Raw genomic sequence first — 16,535 nt, forward strand, 5'->3', positions numbered from 1 at the left:
TGCCAGCATTGTGCCGCTACTCGACGCGTTGATTCTTGATGCAGGTCAAGCGTGCGTGCCTTGCCGCACCGAGCCATTGGTGGGCGTAATGCGCTATCCTTCGCGGCTTCAAAATTCCCTCGCTACAGGATTACGCCCCATGAAAGCTGCACTCGTCGAACTCATCAGCAAAATCAGCTCCGGGTGCATGAGCGAAGACGAAATCCTCAAGGTCGCTGACGAAGCGGCCCAGGCCTACGCCGATCAAGCGGCTTTTCTGACGGCCAATCCAGACATCAACTACGACGACACCTTCCCGATTCCGCTGGGCGAGTGGGTCGTGGTCGGCAGCTTGCCGGAGACGGTGCTGTTCCAGGCCGACACCTACGTGGACCTGTTCGCCCGGATCGTCGCCTCGTTCGGCCCCGGCGTCGACTTCAATATCAAGCCCAAACAACTGGCCAAGACCGAAGCGCTGACGGCGCTGAACCGGATTCAGGTGCAAATGAGCAGCATGAACAAGGAAAACGGCGGCTACGTGCTGATGAACTTCAGCCAGTTGCTCGACGACGAATTGCAAGTGGTGCTGGTGTACGGCAACGACGTGCCACGGGTGCTGGAGCTGTGCGCCGAAGTCGGCATCGCGGCCGCACCTTCCCTGGAAGCCCTGAAGGTGGCGATTCACGTTTGACGCCTTCGAGGCGCGAATAAAACGGAACCCTCGCCATGGCCGACTATCCTAAGAGGGCACACCATTCTTAGGGAGCGTCACTATGGGTTCCACGTTCAATGGCCTGATCGGCCTGATTATTCTTGCCCTGGACATCTGGGCAATCATCAACGTGCTGAAAAGTGGCGCTGACACCGGGATGAAAATCATCTGGGTGCTGCTGATCCTGCTGCTGCCGGTCCTGGGCCTGATCATCTGGGCCATCGCCGGGCCACGGGGTAACGTCCGGATTTGAGGAGGCCCCACGCCGACATGTATTTATTTTCATGTCGGCGCGCTGTAATCGATTTGAACGATCAACCCGGGTAAAAGTCCAGATAGAAGTAAGCCCACTTGCGGGTTTGTTCGAGGAGGCACTGATGCAAAAGTGGAAAATCACTTTCGTGGATGATCACGGTGAAACAGTCGACGAAGTCTTCGAGTGCGACGAGTGCCCGGACAACGAGCACGCCGCCAAACTGATCAAGGCCCGACTCCTGCCTGTCGCCGCCGAACTGGATCTGAACGATCTGGAAGGGCGAACCCCCGATGCCAGCGTTAAAAACCTCAAGACCCAGAACAGCATTCAAATCCTCGGCATCACGCCAATCTGAACATCTCCTGTCACATTCTCAACCAGGCCTTGGCAGCGCCTCTCGCTTGAGGCTACTCTGCAAGCGAGATCAGCGAATGGATCGCTAAGGTCTGGTCTTGTCAGCTACATGCTTGTTTCCCATCGGCAACCTGGTTGCCGCCTAGCCTTCACCATTCGGTTGCGGGCGTCGGGAGTACGGAAAGTCTATCCATCAATTTGAGGAGGACGTTTCATGAGCACAGCCTATCAAGAAGACATCAGCAGTTCGGTGCTGCGCCGCATGAAAGAAGGCGGTTTCGACTTTTCACGTTTCCATCCCATCGAGTTCTACGCCATTTTCCCGGACGAGGAGCGGGCACGCAGGGCGGCAGGGCATTACTGTGGTGAATCCTTGAATGCACAAATCAGCGTGCGCGATGACGGCGCGTGGTACCTGGAACTGAGCAAAGTGATGTACGCCACCTATGACGGCATCGGCGACTTTGAGCAGGACTTCGAGGCGGTGGTCGAGCCTCTGGGCGGCATTATCGAAGGATGGGGCGTCAAGCAGGAGGTACGAGGGCTACTCGCATAACATTATGAACAGCGACAACATTCACTAACGGCTGACCTTTGGGTTGGCCGTTTTAGTTTGTGGTGCTCGCCTCCTGTAGGAGCGAGCTCGCTCGCGATGGTCGTCAACGATAACGCGTGCTTTCCGGATGAACGTTTTGTCTCAACGTTTTTCGCGAGCAAGCTCGCTCCTACAGATAGCGCCAGCCATTGAGCACAAATCCCGAAACAAAAAAAAGCCGCCTGAGCAAGGCGGCTAAAAGGGAAGTTCGGTGAGCATTTCCAGCGAATGTGCGGATTATCCGCGCCGCGTGCCGGGCAGTGAAATCAACTCTGACTATGCTGGTGATAGGCGATGACATCGCCTTGCAATGAAGCGGGGGCAATCAGGTTGGGGCGTTTGCTGCACAGGGTTGGTGCAGTGTTAACGAGGCAATTATCCAACCGATTGAAATCAAAGCGTTTCTGCCGATGGCACGGGCCTTGCGAAGCCTAGATGTCCGGGTGACAAGGAGTACGGCATGATCCGCACCTATTTTGATGAGATGTACGATGCCGGCGGCCAGGTCCGCCCGCATTATCGGGAGTTTGCCCGTTGGCTGGCCGATACGCCTGACGAGCTGTTGGCCCAACGGCGACGCGAGGCCGATCTGTTGTTTCATCGCGCCGGGATTACCTTCACGCTCTACGGGGACGACCAGGGCACAGAGCGCCTGATTCCTTTCGACACCATTCCGCGCAGCATTCCCGCGAGCGAATGGCGGATCGTCGAACGCGGCTGCATCCAGCGGGTCAAGGCGTTGAACATGTTTCTCGCCGACCTCTATCACGAGCAGCGCATCATCAAGGCCGGCATCATCCCGGCCGAGCAAGTGCTGGCCAACGAGCAATACCAGTTGGCGATGCAAGGGCTGGATCTGCACCGCGACATCTATTCGCACATCTCGGGCGTCGATTTGGTGCGCGACGGCGACGGCACCTACTACGTGCTTGAAGACAACCTGCGCACACCGAGCGGCGTGAGCTACATGCTTGAAGACCGCAAGATGATGATGCGGCTGTTCCCCGAACTGTTCGCGGCCCAGCGCATTGCGCCCATCGACCATTATCCCAACCTGTTGCTCGACACCCTGAAAAGCTCCAGCCCGATCGATAACCCCAACGTGGTGGTGTTGACGCCGGGCCGGTTCAACAGTGCGTTTTTCGAGCATGCGTTCCTGGCTCGGGAAATGGGCGTCGAACTGGTGGAGGGCGCGGATCTGTTCGTGCGTGACGACAAAGTCTTCATGCGCACCACGGATGGGCCGAAAGCCGTCGATGTGATCTACCGACGCCTCGACGATGCGTTCCTTGATCCGCTGGCGTTCAATCCGGACTCGATGCTCGGCGTTCCGGGGCTGCTGTCCTCTTACCGTACCGGCAACGTAGTGCTGGCGAATGCCATTGGCACCGGGGTCGCGGACGACAAATCGGTCTATCCATTTGTCACCGACATGATCCGTTTCTATCTGGATGAAGAACCGATCCTGAAGAACGTGCCCACGTTCCAGTGCCGTAACCCTTCTGAACTGTCCCACGTGCTGGCGAATCTTCCAGACCTGGTGGTCAAGGAAACCCAGGGCTCCGGCGGTTACGGAATGCTGGTGGGACCGGCGGCCACGGCGGCGGAAATCGAGTCATTCCGCGCCCGGATCAAGGCCAAGCCCCACGCGTACATCGCGCAACCGACGCTGTCGCTGTCGACCTGTCCGACCTTTGTCGAAAACGGCATCGCTCCACGCCACATCGACCTGCGTCCGTTTGTATTGTCTGGCCGCGAGACCCGGGTTGTGCCGGGTGGCCTGACCCGTGTCGCCCTGCGCGAAGGCTCCCTGGTGGTGAATTCCTCCCAGGGCGGCGGAACCAAGGACACCTGGGTGGTCGAGGATTGAAGGAAGCTTGCCATGTTAAGTAGAACTGCCTCGGATTTGTATTGGATGTCGCGTTACCTGGAGCGGGCGGAAAACCTCGCACGGATGCTCGATATCAGTTATTCGCTGTCACTGATGCCACAGGATGGTCGCGGTGATGGCTTGCATGAACTCGCCATGCCCTTGCTGATTACCGGCACCCTGGACGATTACCTCGAGCGCCACGGCGAGTTGCATGCCGAACGGCTGTTGCACTTTTTCGCCCTGGACGCGGCCAACCCGGCGAGCATTTACAGCTGCCTCGGCGCGGCGCGAGCCAGTGCCCATGCGGTGCGCGGGCGAATCACCGCGGACATGTGGGAAAACATCAACGCCACCTGGCTGGAAATTCGCGGGATTGCTGAACAGGGCCTCAGCCGCTACGGCATGAGCCGTTTCTGCGAGTGGATCAAGGAACGTTCCCACCTGTTCCGTGGCGCGTCCTACGGCACGATCATGCGCAACGATGCGTTCCGTTTCATTCGCCTGGGGACGTTTATCGAGCGGGCCGACAACACCTTGCGCCTGCTCGATGCGCGCTACGAAATGGCCGGCGACCAGGCCGAAGCGGTCAGCGACGGCACGGCCCATGCTTACTATCAATGGAGTGCTTTGCTGCGGGCGTTGTCGTCGTTCGAGGCCTACACCGAGATTTACCGCGACGCGCCCGGTGCCCGGCATGTGGCCGAGTTGCTATTGCTTCGGGCCGACGTGCCGCGATCCCTGCGCGCCTGCACCGAAGAAATCGACCAGATCCTCGCCCAACTGCCGGGGGCCAACGGTCGCCCCGCGCAACGTCTGGCGGCGGAGATGGACGCGCGTCTGCGCTATACCGGCATCAACGAAATTCTCGACGAAGGCCTGCACGCCTGGCTGACCGAGTTCATCCCGCTGGTGCGCCAGTTGGGCAATGCCATTCACAGTTCCTACCTGGAGGCTGCATGAGACTTTCCATAAGCCACGAGACCACCTATCACTACGAAGATCAGGTGCGGGCGAGCATCCAGTATTTGCGACTGACCCCTCATGACAGCGAGCGCCAGCATGTGCTCAGCTGGCAACTCGACCTGCCGCGCCCGGTGCGCGCGCAACTGGACCCCTTCGGCAACATCCTGCACGTGTTGACCATGGACGAGCCGCACGAAGCCATCATCATCGGTGCCCGTGGTCAGGTCGACATCGACGAGCTGCGTGAAGCCGAGCATGAGAGCCAGTCTTCGCTGCCGTTCCTGCGCTTCACCCGCCTGACCGAGCCCGACGAAGCCCTGCGTGCCTTTGCCGAAAAGGAATGCAAGAAGCGCCGGGATCGTACGGCCCTGATCGACTTGATGCATGGCCTGAACTCGCACATGACCTACACGCCGGGTTCCACCGAAGTGGACACCAGCGCGGCCCAGGCCTTTGCCGGGCGTTCGGGTGTGTGCCAGGACCACACCCACGCATTCCTCGCCTGCGCCCGCAGCCTGGGCATTCCTTCGCGTTATGTGTCGGGGTATTTGTACAGCGAGAACAGCGAGCACCTGGCCAGTCACGCGTGGGCAGAAGCCTGGCTCGATGACGCGTGGTACAGCTTTGACGTGACCAATGAACTGGCACGGCCGGAGCGGCATTTGAAGCTGGCGGTGGGCCTGGATTACCTGGACGCCTGCCCGGTCCGCGGCATGCGCCGGGGTGGTGGGTGCGAGCAGATGCATGCGAAGGTGTTTGTGTCACCGACGCCGATGCCTGCGCCAGTGGTTTCTGTCCAGCAGCAGTAAACCGGAGCACCGCAATCCCTGTAGGAGCTAGCTTGCTAGCGATGGAGTGTCAGTCGACATCGTTTTGGCTGACACACCATCGCTAGCAAGCTAGCTCCTACAGGGGTTGAGTGAGGCAAGGAATAGCGTCAGGGCTTCACCTTCCGCCCAGCCATATGCTTCAAATACCCCACCAACATCTCCAGATCCTTCTCCGGCAAAACCGCCGCCGTAAACCCCGGCATCTTCGCCTGTGGCCACTGGCGCAGACTCTGCGGATCACGGATATAGCGCTTCAAGAAGTCTGCCCCGAAATACTCGGTCGGGTTGAACGGAATATTCAGGTCCGGCCCGAATTGCGCGTCCCCGGCGCCATTCAGTCGATGGCACGCCAGGCAGTTTTTTTGAAACAACGCAAACCCCTGGTTCACCGGATCGTCCGCTTTCAACGCCGGGTCGGGCAGCAGGGCCGGGAATCGCTCGGCCACCGGCGCCATGCGCTTGATGCTCGCCAGTTCGAACGGCCATTGTTCGGGGCTGATGTTGCCCGCCTGCGGATCCGTCCAGACCAGATAGAACGGCCCGGCGCTCGGTTTGCCTTCCGACAGCGCGGGCCACGGCTTGGCCGGGTCTTCAATCGCCACCCAGGCCCGAGCGCCCTGGGCATTGAGCAGCGGCGCGGCCGCCAGTTCGGCAGCGAATCCATCCAGTGCCACGGCCTGCAGGTGATCCTCAGGCTTGATGCCGGTCAACAAAGCCGCCACGGGCACGGCGCGATAGCTCATGTCCCGTTTGTAGGAAACGTCGTTGGTGATGGTGATGGTCTGGGCTTGAGGGTGCTTGAGCAGTTCCTCGGTCTGCCAGGTGCGACTGTTCGCGCCCAGCTCCAGGTTCAGCTGTGCGGCAGAGAGGGGCGTGCTGAGCAGCAAGGCCCCGAGCAGAATGAGCGTTTTCAAATGATCGCCGTCCATGTCGTGGAAGTGCCCAAAGGTTGGCACACCCACGCTGGCCCGGGTAGCGAGCCAGTCACATTTTTAAGTGGCGATATAAAAACCCTGGCGCTGAATTTTTAGTAACCGACTAGCCGAGCACCCTCGTCAGGTTCGGCAAAATCAATAACAGCGTAGTGGCGAAAAGAATGAGCCCGGCTTGACGTACTTTCGAATGTTTGAACATGGCTGACCGCCTTTTTTGTTATTTCCTGATGCCTGCCTGCATATCTCCATGACGGCAGAGCGTTGCACTTCCTGTAGGACGAGCGCCTCGGCAAAACCCGACGACAACTTCGTACATGTTCACCTTAGGGCCCACGTCACCCGTGGCTTAGATCCATTTCATATGGAGTGCACAGTTATCGCGATAAAAAAGGCATGAGGCCTATTGCCAGCTTCTTTGGCGCCCGTTTGCTAGACCTCTCGGTGTCCGAAACGGGTCATTTGTGTAGCACGCTACCGTCCGTCTGAGCGTGTCCGTCAACGCGGGTGAGCATTGCGGTCATTGAATCGGCGGTGGCTCGGCATAAGGTGAAGGCTCTCGTTTTTACTTACTGCCCAGGCTCGAGGACGTCATGACCCAAGCTTTGATTTTCGACGCGTTACGCACCCCCCGTGGCAAAGGCAAGTCCGATGGCGCGTTGCACAGCGTCAAACCGGTGAACCTGGTGGCTGGCCTGCTCCGGGCACTGCAGCAGCGCACTTTGCTGGACACCAGCCAGGTGGATGACGTGGTGCTGGGGTGCGTGACACCGGTGGTCGATCAAGGCGCCGACATCGCCAAAACTGCCGTCCAGGTGGCTGATTGGGACGTCAGCGTGTCGGGCGTACAGATCAACCGCTTTTGCGCATCGGGGCTGGAGGCGGTGAACCTCGGGGCGATGAAAGTGCGTTCCGGTTTCGAAGACCTGGTGGTGGTCGGCGGTGTCGAGTCCATGTCCCGGGTGCCGATGGGCAGTGACGGCGGCGCCTGGGCGATGGACCCGGAAACCAATCTGCACAGCCATTTCACCCCGCAAGGTGTGGGCGCAGACCTGATCGCCACCCTCGAAGGCTTCAGCCGCCACGACGTCGATGCCTACGCGCTGCACTCCCAGCAGAAAGCCGCGCGGGCCCGGGCGAATGGTTCGTTCAACAAGTCGCTGGTGCCGGTGCAGGATCAGAACGGCATCATCCTGCTCGATCACGATGAATTCATCCGCGCCGAATCGACGCTGGAAGGCCTGGGCAAACTCAAGCCGAGCTTCGAAATGATGGGGCAAATGGGTTTCGACGCGACGGCGTTGAGGGTCTACAGCCATGTCGAGCGGATCAACCACGTGCACACGCCCGGCAACAGTTCCGGCATCGTCGATGGCGCGGCGTTGATGCTGATCGGTTCCGAAGCCAAGGGCCGGGCGCTGGGCTTGCAGCCGCGGGCGCGGATCGTCGCCACGGCGGTGACCAGCACCGACCCGACCATCATGCTCACCGGCCCCGCGCCGGCCACGCGCAAGGCGCTGGCCAAGGCCGGGCTGCGGGTTGAAGACATCGACCTGTTCGAGGTCAACGAAGCGTTTGCCTCGGTCGTACTGAAATTCATCAAGGACATGGCCATCGATCCGGACAAGGTCAACGTCAATGGCGGCTCCATCGCCATGGGCCACCCACTGGGCGCCACCGGCTGCGCGATTCTCGGCACGCTGCTGGATGAACTGGAGACGCGCCGCCTGCGCTATGGCCTCGCGACGCTGTGCGTCGGCGGCGGCATGGGCATTGCCACCATCATCGAACGTCTCTGAGCCCCGACTTCAAGGAAACCTTTCATGACCCACGCCATTCGTTACGAAAAAGGCCAGGACCAGATCGTCGTCCTGACCATCGACATGCCGGGCCAGAGCGCCAACACCATGAACGCGGTTTACCGCGAGGCCATGGCTGACTGCGTCGCTCGCCTGGTGGCTGAAAAAGACACCATCGCCGGCGTCATCATCACCTCGGCCAAGCACACCTTCTTCGCCGGCGGTGACCTCAATGAACTGATCAAGGTCGGCAAGCCGGAAGCCAAAGCGTTCTATGACATGGTACTGACCCTCAAGGGCCAGTTGCGCACCCTGGAAACCCTCGGCAAACCAGTGGTGGCCGCGATCAACGGCGCGGCGCTGGGCGGTGGTTGGGAAATCTGCCTCGCCTGCCATCACCGTGTGGCGCTGGACAATCCGTCCGTGCAATTGGGCCTGCCCGAAGTGACCCTCGGCTTGCTGCCGGGTGGCGGCGGGGTGGTGCGCATGGTGCGCATGCTCGGCTTGGAAAAAGCCCTGCCGTACCTGCTCGAAGGCAAGAAAGTCCGGCCGCAGCAAGCACTGCAGGCCGGTTTGATTGACGCGTTGGCGAACAATCGCGATGAGCTGCTGAGCAAGGCGCGGGCCTGGATTGTGGCGAATCCGACTGCGGTGCAGCGTTGGGACGTAAAGGGTTATCAGATTCCTGGCGGCACGCCGTCCAACCCGAAAGTGGCGCAGATGCTGGCCATCGCACCCTCCATTCTGCGCAGCAAAACTCAAGGCTGCATGCCCGCGCCGGAGAAAATCCTGTGCGCAGCGGTTGAAGGCGCCCAAGTCGATTTCGACACCGCGCACTTGATCGAAACCCGTTACTTCACGGAACTGACCACCGGCCAGGTCTCGAAAAACCTGATTGGCACGTTCTGGTTCCAGCTCAACGAGATCAATGCCGGCGGCTCGCGGCCGCAGGGTTACGCGCCCTATGTCACGCAGAAGGTCGGGGTGCTCGGCGCCGGGATGATGGGCGCAGGCATCGCATTTGTCAGCGCCTCGGCGGGCATTGAGGTCGTGCTCAAGGACATCAATCTGGCGGCGGCGCAGAAGGGCAAGGCCCATTCGGCCGCGCTGCTGGACAAGAAAGTCGCTCGCGGCCAAATGGATGCGCAACAACGCGAGGCGATTCTGGCGCGGATCATTCCCACGGAAAATGACGCGGACCTGGCCGGTTGCGATCTGATTATCGAAGCGGTGTTTGAAGACCGCGAGCTCAAGGCCCGCGTCTCGTCGGCAGCGCAAAATGTGGTCGGGCCGCAGGCGGTGATTGCTTCAAACACGTCGACCTTGCCGATCAGCGGTTTGGCCACGGCCGTGCCGGATCAAACCAAATTCATCGGCCTGCATTTCTTCAGTCCCGTCGAGAAAATGCCACTGGTGGAAATCATCAAGGGCGCCAACACCAGCGACGAAACCCTGGCTCGCGGGTTTGATTTCGTCCTGCAAATCAAGAAAACCCCGATTGTGGTCAACGACAGCCGCGGTTTCTTCACATCGCGGGTGTTCGGCACCTTCACCAATGAAGGCATCGCCATGTTGGGCGAGGGCGTGAACGCGTCGATGATCGAGACCGAAGCACGCAAGGCCGGCATGCCGATCGGGCCTCTGGCGATCTCCGACGAAGTTTCCCTCAGCCTCATGAGCCATATCCGCCAGCAAACGGCCAAAGACCTTCAAGCAGAAGGGAAACCGCTGATTGAGCACCCGGCATTCGCCGTGATTGACTTGCTGCTCAACGAATACAAACGACCGGGCAAAGCCGCAGGGGGCGGTTTCTATGAGTACCCGGCCGGCGGCCAGAAACATCTCTGGCCGGAACTCAAAAGCCGTTTCGAGAAAGCCGAGGGGCAGATTTCACCCAAGGATGTGCGTGATCGTCTGCTGTTCGTGCAAGCCCTCGAAACCGTGCGCTGCGTGGAGGAGGGCGTGCTGACCTCGACGGCGGACGCCAACATCGGCTCGATCTTCGGCATTGGTTTTGCCGCCTGGACCGGCGGCGCGCTGCAATTCATCAACCAGTACGGCGTGAAAGATTTTGTGGCTCGCGCCCAGTACCTGGCCGAGCAGTATGGCGAGCGGTTCGCTCCGCCCGCGTTGCTGCTGGAGAAAGCGGCCAAAGGGGAGGTATTTTAAGGGACCGGTGACGCATTCCAGGGCTTGCCTTGCCCCCCCGTTTCAAGGCAGGCTCTGGGGGTGTGCATTATTCCCATCACGTGTCAGGTATTTTTTATGTCGTTACGCATCTGCATTCTGGAAACCGACATCCTGCGTCCGGAACTGGTCGATCAATATCAGGGTTACGGGCAGATGTTCCAGCGTCTGTTTTCGCAGCAACCCATCGCTGCCGAGTTCTCCGTCTACAACGTGATGCAGGGCGACTACCCCAGCGATGACCTGACGTTCGACGCTTACCTGATCACCGGCAGCAAGGCCGATTCCTTCGGCACCGACCCGTGGATCGAAACCCTCAGGGCTTACCTGCTGACCCGCTACGAGCGTGGCGACAAGCTGCTGGGTGTGTGCTTCGGCCATCAGCTGCTGGCGCTGCTGCTGGGTGGCAAGAGCGAGCGGGCGACCCAGGGCTGGGGCGTCGGCACTCACAACTACAAACTGGCGGCCAAGGCGCCGTGGATGAGCCCGGTGCGCGAAGAGCTGACGTTGTTGATCAGCCATCAGGATCAGGTGACGTCTTTGCCGGAAAACGCCACGGTGATCGCTTCAAGCGATTTCTGCCCATTCGCCGCGTACCACATCAACGATCAGGTGCTGTGCTTCCAGGGACACCCGGAATTCATTCACGACTATTCCCGCGCGCTGCTGGATATTCGTCAGCAGGCGCTGGGCGAGCAGGTATATACGAAAGGCATGGCGAGCCTTGAACACGAGCACCACGGCGCTACGGTTGCGGAGTGGATGATGCGGTTCGTGGCGCATAAGCCAGAAACTCAAGGGATTTAACGAGCGCACACGCACCTGTGGCGAGGGGATTTATCCCCGTTGGGGCGCGGAGCGGCCCCCAGAAAATAGCTCTGCTACGCAGTCCAGCGGAAGCAAGCTTCCTCGCCACAACGGGTTGTCAAAGCCAGCCCGATTTCTTGAAGCTGGCCCACAACCCCACACACCCCACCGCAATAAACCCCAACACCGCAAAATACCCGTAGTGCCACGACAATTCAGGCATGTTCTGGAAGTTCATCCCGTAAATCCCGGCCACCGCCGTCGGGAATGCCAGAATCGCCGCCCACGCCGCAAACTTGCGCTGCACTACGCTCTGCCGTGACGCCTCCAGCAACACCCCAATCTCAATCGTCTGGCTGGCGATATCCGCCAATGTCGTCAAGTCTTCCATCTGCCGGGTCACGTGGATCTGCACATCTCGAAAATACGGGCGCATGTTCTTGTCGATGAACGGAAAACTCAGCTTCTGCAACTCTTCGCCAATCTCCACCATCGGCGCCGCGTAACGCCGCAGGCGCAACACGTCTCGGCGCAGGCCATGGAGCTTCTGGATGTCATGTTCATTCAGCGCGCTGCACAGCACGTTGCGCTCCAGCTCATCGATCTCGGCATGGATCGCTTCGCCCATCGGCTGGTAGTTTTCAATCACGAAGTCGAGGATGGCATAGAGCACGAAATCTTCCCCGTGCTCCAGCAACAGCGGACGCGCCTCACAACGTTGTCGGACAAGGGCGTAGGACGCCGAGTGGCCATTGCGCGCGGTGATGATGTAACCATTGCCAGCAAAGATATGCGTCTCGATGAACTCAAGCTTTCCTTCATGACGGATCGGCGAGTACGTGACGATAAACAGCGCATCGCCGAAGGTCTCCAGCTTCGGTCGGCTGTGCTTTTCCAGGGCGTCTTCGATGGCCAGTTCGTGCAGGTTGAACTGGCGTTGCAGGTTGGCCAGTTCCTGGGCATTGGGCTCTTCAAGGCCGATCCAGACAAAGTGGCCAGGTTTGGCGGCCCATGCCGCGCCTTCGTCCAGGGTGATATTGGAGACTTTCTTACCCGCGCTATAAACCGCAGCAGCAACAACTCGACCCATGATGGTGATTCACTTCTTATAAGTAGGCACTAAACAAAAAAAACCGTGGCAGGCTGGGTTCAGCTTAGCCTTGTCTATTGCTTCAGAGTCAGTGAAATCTGCCGAGTTCGCGGCAAAAGTTTGCAGGCAAAAGAAAACCCGCACAGGGCGTAATGCTTACTGTAGGAGCGAGCTTGCTCGCGATGGACTCAAGGGCGCCGCGTTTATTCAGTAAACACGCGGCATCGTTAACGACCATCGCGAGCAAGCTCGCTCCTACAGAGTTTTTATGCGTAGGGCGGGTTTTTTGATCAGGCGGCTTGCAGTTGCCGGTCCATGGCTTCGATGCACTCGCGCATCTGCTCGCGGCACTGCGCAATCAGCAGCGGCATGTCGTCCAGGCTCAATCCAGCCGTGGGGATGGCCGGCAAGGAACGGATCAGAATCTTCCCACTGCGCCAGCGATTCAATCGCATGTGTTTGACGTAACTGCTGACACACACCGGCACGATCGGGACGCCGGCGGCGATGGCCATCTGGAACGCACCTTTCTTGAATGGCAGCAGTTCTTCGCCGAGGTTTCGCGTACCTTCCGGGAAAACCCAGATGGAAGTGTCTTCATTTTGCAGGGTGTTGGTCGTGGTCAGCATCGACTGACGCGCCTTGTGCGCATTGCCGCGATCAATCAACACATTGCCCGCCAGCCAGAACAACTGCCCGAACAGCGGCACCCACTTCAGGCTCTTCTTGCCGATGCACACAGTCCGCCGGGGCACCACGTTGCCGAACACGAACAGGTCATAGTTGGACTGGTGATTGGCGATGATCACGCAGCTGTCGGGCTTATCCATCAACGGCCCGACCTCGGCCTTCACACGCAGGCGCAAAATGCACATCGCGGGCCACGCGTACAGGCGCGCGCACAAACGACTGTTGTCCGGATTGAACGGACGGCACAGGCCGAGAATCACCCCGAGCACGCCGGCCACAACAAAGTGAAGGCCCATCAATAACATACGCAACACAAACAGCATTTACAGGCCCCACCGGGACAAAAGGTGGCGCAGTGTACGGATGTGCACTGTTTTCGGCAATTGCCGCTATAGAGGTAGGAGATGGCCGATGTTTGAGCGCATGTTTCCGACTTATTGGTCAGATGCGTCCTAGAGCGGTTGTCGTCATTTCAACAGAGGCTGTAAGAAAAAGCCCGACGCGATGGTCGGGCTTTTCGGTACGGCGTGCCTGGGTCAGCCCAAGTGTTGCTGATCGAGGATGATCGCGTTGTCCAGGGTATCCAGCAGCGCCTTGCGAACTTTCAGCTTGGTGTTCTTGTGCGCCGTCATATTGATCTTCTTCAACTGACGGGCCACGGCCAGCGCCGCACCTTGCAGTTCTTCGGCCGCGACCACTTTGTCGAGGAAACCGGCGTCTACCGCGCTCAGCGGATCGAACATTTCACCGTTGATGACCGAGCGATGGAAGGCCGACTTGCGCAGACGATCGCGAGCGATCTCGATACCGGCGTGGTGCATGGTCATGCCGATCTGCACTTCGTTCAGGCCAATGCTGAACGGGCCCTCGACGCCAATGCGGTAATCTGCCGACAGCAGCAGGAACGCACCCTTGGCCACGGCGTGCCCAGGGCACGCCACAATCACCGGGAACGGGTGCGACAACAAACGACGGGCCAGGGTCGAACCGGCGGTTACCAAAGACACCGCTTCCTTGGGGCCTGCGGTCATCACCTTCAAATCATAACCGCCCGAGAGAATTCCCGGCTGACCGGTAATGATCACCACGGCGCGATCAGTCACCGCCTGATCCAGCGCAGCGTTAAACGCAGCAATCACGTCCGGGGAGATTGCATTGACCTTGCCATTGCTCAAGGTCAGGGTCGCGATACCGTCTTCGAGATGGTAGGAAATCAACTCACTCATGACGCTATTCCTTGTATGAAAGTTGGGCAGACGTTACCCACCGCGACAGGCCAGGTAAAGCGCCGTGACTGACCCGCCGGTCACCCTTTCTTTATCCGCCTCGCGCAACCCGCTACGTCCGCCGGGCATTCCCCTCTATATAGAAGGGGCACGCGACGCCGGAGATTGGCAGGTTTGCCATGCCCCGAAACCCGCCGGAACGGCTGAAACGCTAAGCACATGAAAATTCTGCAAAAAAAGTTTGCCATCGGAAAAGCTTTCGACTACATTAGCGCGCCTCGACAGACTGAATATGTTTGACGAGATACGGTGAAGTGTCCGAGTGGCTTAAGGAGCACGCCTGGAAAGTGTGTATACAAGAAATTGTATCGAGAGTTCGAATCTCTCCTTCACCGCCATATTCAGAAAGCCCCTGTAATTCAATGAGTTACAGGGGTTTTTCTTTTTCAGTTGTACTACTCAATTGTACTACTCATCTCCTCCCGCTTTCCGTCACTCCGATTCAGTCCCTTCGCATTCCGATTTTCTACGTTTCGCTCGCAAATCCCCTCGATAGCTACCGTTAGTCCGATTCCAAGTCTGCGGCTGCTGCATTGGCGGTCTTGGCTCATGGCTATATATAGCGAGTAGTTTCGGGGAGGGGGCTGCGCTCTGAAAAACTGACCGACCATTTTCTTTCGATCGTTGAAAAATGATGAAAAATGGTTTGGTCCAGCGGTAGTGCGACCTGTACGCCGATTCGGTCTTTCACACACAATTTACGCACAGGTTTATCCACAGGTAGTACGTTGCAACACCCCAATAAACGCATTATCTTGTGGTCGCCTCCCTAAAAACCCCTACATGTAGGGTTTTGCGTGCCGTACATCCTCAATATTTGTGAGAAAACTCTTTTGTCGGAGGGTATGGCCGCGTCTGAAATAAAGCTTTTGAGGGTGTTATTAATGGCCTGCTTAGGCCCTCAGGAGGCCCTCAGGGGCGTGTTTGCATAATTAGGAGGGGTCGATGGGCGGTCCGCCAAAGAAAGATGCTCAGAATGCATCTGGGAGGCTTGCAGCGGTAGTCGTAAGTGGATATGATGGCCACGCAAACGCAGAAACCGCCAATTAAGGCGGTCTCGGCTGAAGTTGTCTGCGGGTAGTCACGCCAAGTTTCGCGACAGTAACGTGGCTACCTGCACCCTCCAAAGCATGCATTTGTAAATGCACATATCTGGAGAAGGACGCTATTTAGCCCTCTGATGATTATTTCGTCAACAGGGAACTGATTGGTGGTCAGCTCAGATGGGTGCGACTAAATCGTACTTATTGGGTATATCTCATGGCTAAAAATATCAAGCGTTCCTCCCCGAAGGTGGCCAAGCTGGCCTCTGAAACCCTCCGCGATCCTCATGCATCTGCAATTGCCAAAAGTCTCGCTGCCTCCACGTTGGCCCAAGCCAATACTGGTAAGCAAACGAGTGCCGAAATGGAGGCGAAAGCAGGTCGGGTGCTCCAGAGCGACAAATACAGTGAGGAAACGAAAGCCCTCGCTGCGTCTGTTGTCTCCCAGTCCAACCAAGCGCGGGGGAATTAATCATGCCTTACCACGCGGTTGTAACGGTCGATTTGGATAACGGCGTCAGCTCAACAGCTCGCACGAAATTCAACGAGGAGCTGAAGAAAAAGAACTTCAGCAAGCACAAACTCACGACTCTCTGGACAGCGGTTTTTACACCAGCGACAACGAGAGAGGGCGCAGTCAAATACGCCCGCGACAGCATTGATGCTGCGGCGGCATTAGCAGGGATTTCCACCTACGAAGCCTTCGTGTCAGTCAGCGAGGCACCGCCAGTCGAGTGGAAGAAGACGGGGAAAGAGTCGCTAGTTGAAGCACTTATGCGACTCCAGAAGTAAGGCTTTGGGCCCCACTTCGGTGGGGTTTTTCACGTCTGGCCATCGGGTTTTTAGCTACTGATGATTTTGACGCAGCTTCTCTATAGCTGCGGTGATCGCGTCTGCATTCAAATCTAACGTTCCCAGTGCGGTGGTGATGTTGTCGTGAGTATCCAGAGAGCCGCGTGCCTCGATCCACAAGGCCACTTCCTCAAGTCCCGCAGCGATTGCGTGCTGGTTGAGAAGAAGCAGTTCTAAGGCATCTGCCATGGTTTCGTTGCTGTCAGTCATGAGGCGTCGTCCTTGATTGCGTCGAATGAGGATCGTAGCTCGGTTCAAGCTTGATTTCCCAGTCCCGGCGAAAATCG

17 protein-coding genes and 1 tRNA gene are annotated in these 16,535 nt (G+C 58.5%); 13 read left to right on the forward strand and 5 right to left on the reverse strand.

Features of this window, described 5'->3' with window-relative positions:
* Positions 1 to 139 precede the first annotated feature (139 nt).
* The 7 genes from EJA72_RS11430 (at position 140) to EJA72_RS11460 (ending at position 5,541) form a co-directional block, all read left to right on the forward strand.
* A complete protein-coding gene (locus EJA72_RS11430; protein ID WP_157711552.1) occupies positions 140 to 670 on the forward strand; it encodes a hypothetical protein in 531 nt (176 codons plus the stop codon).
* Between the two features lie 82 nt (positions 671 to 752).
* Positions 753 to 944, forward strand: a complete 192-nt coding sequence (locus EJA72_RS11435; protein WP_008148797.1) for a PLDc N-terminal domain-containing protein — start codon at positions 753 to 755, stop codon at positions 942 to 944.
* Between the two features lie 124 nt (positions 945 to 1,068).
* A complete protein-coding gene (locus EJA72_RS11440; protein ID WP_157711553.1) occupies positions 1,069 to 1,302 on the forward strand; it encodes a hypothetical protein in 234 nt (77 codons plus the stop codon).
* Between the two features lie 213 nt (positions 1,303 to 1,515).
* Positions 1,516 to 1,857: a ribonuclease E inhibitor RraB gene (locus EJA72_RS11445; RefSeq protein ID WP_059404670.1), complete on the forward strand. Its 342-nt coding sequence runs from the start codon at positions 1,516 to 1,518 to the stop codon at positions 1,855 to 1,857.
* Positions 1,858 to 2,356: 499 nt separating this feature from the next.
* A complete protein-coding gene (locus EJA72_RS11450) occupies positions 2,357 to 3,766 on the forward strand; it encodes a circularly permuted type 2 ATP-grasp protein (protein WP_157711554.1) in 1,410 nt (469 codons plus the stop codon).
* 12 nt (positions 3,767 to 3,778) lie between these two features.
* Complete coding sequence (locus EJA72_RS11455; RefSeq protein WP_047531601.1) at positions 3,779 to 4,729, forward strand: alpha-E domain-containing protein; 951 nt, start codon at positions 3,779 to 3,781, stop codon at positions 4,727 to 4,729.
* Positions 4,726 to 5,541: a transglutaminase family protein gene (locus EJA72_RS11460; RefSeq protein ID WP_157711555.1), complete on the forward strand. Its 816-nt coding sequence runs from the start codon at positions 4,726 to 4,728 to the stop codon at positions 5,539 to 5,541. Before EJA72_RS11455 ends, EJA72_RS11460 begins: the two co-directional genes overlap by 4 nt.
* Positions 5,542 to 5,669: 128 nt before the next feature.
* Here EJA72_RS11460 and EJA72_RS11465 read toward each other — a convergent pair whose 3' ends face one another.
* Complete coding sequence (locus EJA72_RS11465; protein WP_157711662.1) at positions 5,670 to 6,491, reverse strand: cytochrome c; 822 nt, start codon at positions 6,489 to 6,491, stop codon at positions 5,670 to 5,672.
* A gap of 596 nt (positions 6,492 to 7,087) precedes the next feature.
* On the opposite strand from EJA72_RS11465, the gene EJA72_RS11470 reads away from it, so the two are divergent.
* From EJA72_RS11470 to EJA72_RS11480, 3 genes are all read left to right on the forward strand, one after another.
* Entirely contained in the window at positions 7,088 to 8,293 is a 1,206-nt protein-coding gene (locus tag EJA72_RS11470; RefSeq protein ID WP_157711556.1) for an acetyl-CoA C-acetyltransferase, read from the forward strand.
* A gap of 24 nt (positions 8,294 to 8,317) precedes the next feature.
* Positions 8,318 to 10,462 carry a 3-hydroxyacyl-CoA dehydrogenase NAD-binding domain-containing protein gene (locus EJA72_RS11475; RefSeq protein ID WP_157711557.1) on the forward strand — a complete coding sequence of 715 codons (2,145 nt, stop codon included), beginning with the start codon at positions 8,318 to 8,320 and terminating at the stop codon, positions 10,460 to 10,462.
* A 96-nt stretch (positions 10,463 to 10,558) separates the two neighbouring features.
* Positions 10,559 to 11,287, forward strand: coding sequence for an amidotransferase (locus EJA72_RS11480; RefSeq protein WP_157711558.1), 729 nt, complete (start codon positions 10,559 to 10,561; stop codon positions 11,285 to 11,287).
* Positions 11,288 to 11,405: 118 nt separating this feature from the next.
* Here the strand turns inward: EJA72_RS11480 and EJA72_RS11485 are convergent, their stop codons facing one another.
* From EJA72_RS11485 to EJA72_RS11495, 3 genes are all read right to left on the reverse strand, one after another.
* Positions 11,406 to 12,377 (reverse strand): magnesium and cobalt transport protein CorA, encoded by a 972-nt coding sequence (locus tag EJA72_RS11485; protein ID WP_157711559.1) that lies wholly within the window; start codon positions 12,375 to 12,377, stop codon positions 11,406 to 11,408.
* 290 nt (positions 12,378 to 12,667) lie between these two features.
* Positions 12,668 to 13,390, reverse strand: a complete 723-nt coding sequence (locus EJA72_RS11490; protein ID WP_157711560.1) for a 1-acyl-sn-glycerol-3-phosphate acyltransferase — start codon at positions 13,388 to 13,390, stop codon at positions 12,668 to 12,670.
* A 213-nt stretch (positions 13,391 to 13,603) separates the two neighbouring features.
* Positions 13,604 to 14,293, reverse strand: coding sequence for a crotonase/enoyl-CoA hydratase family protein (locus EJA72_RS11495; protein WP_157711561.1), 690 nt, complete (start codon positions 14,291 to 14,293; stop codon positions 13,604 to 13,606).
* A 308-nt stretch (positions 14,294 to 14,601) separates the two neighbouring features.
* Here EJA72_RS11495 and EJA72_RS11500 point away from each other — a divergent pair.
* The 3 genes from EJA72_RS11500 to EJA72_RS11510 all read left to right on the forward strand — a co-directional run bounded on the left by EJA72_RS11500 (position 14,602) and on the right by EJA72_RS11510 (position 16,188).
* Positions 14,602 to 14,691: transfer RNA gene (locus EJA72_RS11500), tRNA-Ser, on the forward strand.
* 922 nt (positions 14,692 to 15,613) lie between these two features.
* Complete coding sequence (locus tag EJA72_RS11505; protein WP_122854656.1) at positions 15,614 to 15,868, forward strand: hypothetical protein; 255 nt, start codon at positions 15,614 to 15,616, stop codon at positions 15,866 to 15,868.
* Between the two features lie 2 nt (positions 15,869 to 15,870).
* Positions 15,871 to 16,188, forward strand: a complete 318-nt coding sequence (locus EJA72_RS11510) for a hypothetical protein (protein ID WP_157711562.1) — start codon at positions 15,871 to 15,873, stop codon at positions 16,186 to 16,188.
* A 54-nt stretch (positions 16,189 to 16,242) separates the two neighbouring features.
* On the opposite strand, the gene EJA72_RS11515 is transcribed toward EJA72_RS11510, so the two are convergent.
* Entirely contained in the window at positions 16,243 to 16,458 is a 216-nt protein-coding gene (locus tag EJA72_RS11515; RefSeq protein ID WP_157711563.1) for a hypothetical protein, read from the reverse strand.
* Positions 16,459 to 16,535 lie beyond the last annotated feature (77 nt).

This window comes from Pseudomonas sp. PB120, assembly GCF_009761815.1.
GTDB lineage: Bacteria > Pseudomonadota > Gammaproteobacteria > Pseudomonadales > Pseudomonadaceae > Aquipseudomonas.

Bases quoted from the DNA above. Each gene is read 5' to 3' on its own strand.
- EJA72_RS11430 (WP_157711552.1), top strand. From the start codon at position 140: ATGAAAGCTGCACTCGTCGAACTCATCAGCAAAATCAGCTCCGGGTGC.
- EJA72_RS11510 (WP_157711562.1), top strand. From the start codon at position 15,871: ATGCCTTACCACGCGGTTGTAACGGTCGATTTGGATAACGGCGTCAGC.
- EJA72_RS11515 (WP_157711563.1), bottom strand. From the start codon at position 16,458: ATGACTGACAGCAACGAAACCATGGCAGATGCCTTAGAACTGCTTCTT.
- EJA72_RS11435 (WP_008148797.1), top strand. From the start codon at position 753: ATGGGTTCCACGTTCAATGGCCTGATCGGCCTGATTATTCTTGCCCTG.
- EJA72_RS11465 (WP_157711662.1), bottom strand. From the start codon at position 6,491: ATGGACGGCGATCATTTGAAAACGCTCATTCTGCTCGGGGCCTTGCTG.
- EJA72_RS11440 (WP_157711553.1), top strand. From the start codon at position 1,069: ATGCAAAAGTGGAAAATCACTTTCGTGGATGATCACGGTGAAACAGTC.
- EJA72_RS11450 (WP_157711554.1), top strand. From the start codon at position 2,357: ATGATCCGCACCTATTTTGATGAGATGTACGATGCCGGCGGCCAGGTC.
- EJA72_RS11490 (WP_157711560.1), bottom strand. From the start codon at position 13,390: ATGCTGTTTGTGTTGCGTATGTTATTGATGGGCCTTCACTTTGTTGTG.
- EJA72_RS11495 (WP_157711561.1), bottom strand. From the start codon at position 14,293: ATGAGTGAGTTGATTTCCTACCATCTCGAAGACGGTATCGCGACCCTG.
- EJA72_RS11480 (WP_157711558.1), top strand. From the start codon at position 10,559: ATGTCGTTACGCATCTGCATTCTGGAAACCGACATCCTGCGTCCGGAA.
- EJA72_RS11485 (WP_157711559.1), bottom strand. From the start codon at position 12,377: ATGGGTCGAGTTGTTGCTGCTGCGGTTTATAGCGCGGGTAAGAAAGTC.
- EJA72_RS11460 (WP_157711555.1), top strand. From the start codon at position 4,726: ATGAGACTTTCCATAAGCCACGAGACCACCTATCACTACGAAGATCAG.
- EJA72_RS11475 (WP_157711557.1), top strand. From the start codon at position 8,318: ATGACCCACGCCATTCGTTACGAAAAAGGCCAGGACCAGATCGTCGTC.
- EJA72_RS11455 (WP_047531601.1), top strand. From the start codon at position 3,779: ATGTTAAGTAGAACTGCCTCGGATTTGTATTGGATGTCGCGTTACCTG.
- EJA72_RS11445 (WP_059404670.1), top strand. From the start codon at position 1,516: ATGAGCACAGCCTATCAAGAAGACATCAGCAGTTCGGTGCTGCGCCGC.
- EJA72_RS11505 (WP_122854656.1), top strand. From the start codon at position 15,614: ATGGCTAAAAATATCAAGCGTTCCTCCCCGAAGGTGGCCAAGCTGGCC.
- EJA72_RS11470 (WP_157711556.1), top strand. From the start codon at position 7,088: ATGACCCAAGCTTTGATTTTCGACGCGTTACGCACCCCCCGTGGCAAA.